This window comes from Amycolatopsis sp. NPDC104863, from assembly GCF_055582965.1.
This window is the reverse complement of the sequence record NZ_JBVJOW010000017.1, coordinates 1-1,424: the sequence shown is the minus strand read 5'-3', so window position 1 is coordinate 1,424 and position 1,424 is coordinate 1. Positions and strand designations below refer to the sequence as shown.

Sequence of the window (1,424 nt, the reverse complement as noted above, 5' to 3'; positions counted from 1 at the left end):
TTCAGAACCGTAGAGTGGATGCGCAACATCTTCGTAGACAAGTCCTCGGCCTATTAGTACCAGTCAACTCAACAACACATTACTGTGCTTCCATCTCTGGCCTATCAACCCAATGGTCTATTGGGAGCCTTAACCCACAAAGGGTGGGATACCTCATCTTGGAACAGGCTTCCCGCTTAGATGCCTTCAGCGGTTATCCCTTCCGAACGTGGCCAACCAGCCATGCCCCTGGCGGAACAACTGGCACACCAGAGGTTCGTCCGTCCCGGTCCTCTCGTACTAGGGACAGCCTTCCTCAAGTATCCTACGCGCGCGGCGGATAGGGACCGAACTGTCTCACGACGTTCTAAACCCAGCTCGCGTGCCGCTTTAATGGGCGAACAGCCCAACCCTTGGGACCTACTCCGGCCCCAGGATGCGACGAGCCGACATCGAGGTGCCAAACCATGCCGTCGATATGGACTCTTGGGCAAGATCAGCCTGTTATCCCCGGGGTACCTTTTATCCGTTGAGCGACACCCCTTCCACCAGGAGGTGCCGGATCACTAGTCCCGACTTTCGTCCCTGCTCGACATGTCTGTCTCACAGTCAAGCTCCCTTGTGCACTTGCACTCAACACCTGATTGCCAACCAGGCTGAGGGAACCTTTGGGCGCCTCCGTTACTCTTTAGGAGGCAACCGCCCCAGTTAAACTACCCATCAGGCACTGTCCCTGAACCAGATCATGGCCCGAGGTTCAGATTCCCAATTCGACCAGAGTGGTATTTCAACAACGACTCCACAGTAACTAGCGTCACCGCTTCACAGTCTCCCACCTATCCTACACAAGCCGAACCGAAAACCAATACCAAACTATAGTAAAGGTCCCGGGGTCTTTCCGTCCTGCCGCGCGTAACGAGCATCTTTACTCGTAGTGCAATTTCGCCGGGCCTGTGGTTGAGACAGCCGGAAAGTCGTTACGCCATTCGTGCAGGTCGGAACTTACCCGACAAGGAATTTCGCTACCTTAGGATGGTTATAGTTACCACCGCCGTTTACTGGCGCTTAAATTCTCAGCTTCGCCATTGCTGGCTAACCGGTCCTCTTAACGTTCCAGCACCGGGCAGGCGTCAGTCCATATACATCGTCTTGCGACTTCGCATGGACCTGTGTTTTTAGTAAACAGTCGCTTTCCGCTGGTCTCTGCGGCCACCCACCCCTAGCTCGAGAAGAGCTTCAGGATGTTTGGCCCCCCTTCTCCCGAAGTTACGGGGGCATTTTGCCGAGTTCCTTAACCACAGTTCACCCGATCGCCTTGGTATTCTCTACCTGACCACCTGTGTTGGTTTGGGGTACGGGCCGTGCATGCACTCACTAGAGGCTTTTCTCGGCAGCATAGGATCACTCTACTTCGCCTCAAACGGCTACGCATCACGTCTCAGCCT

1 rRNA gene is annotated in these 1,424 nt (G+C 54.8%); it reads right to left on the bottom strand.

The annotated features are described in order from the left end of the window. Window positions 1-33 precede the first annotated feature (33 nt). Window positions 34-1,424, bottom strand: a 23S ribosomal RNA gene (locus ACZ63J_RS47075); the annotation flags it as partial.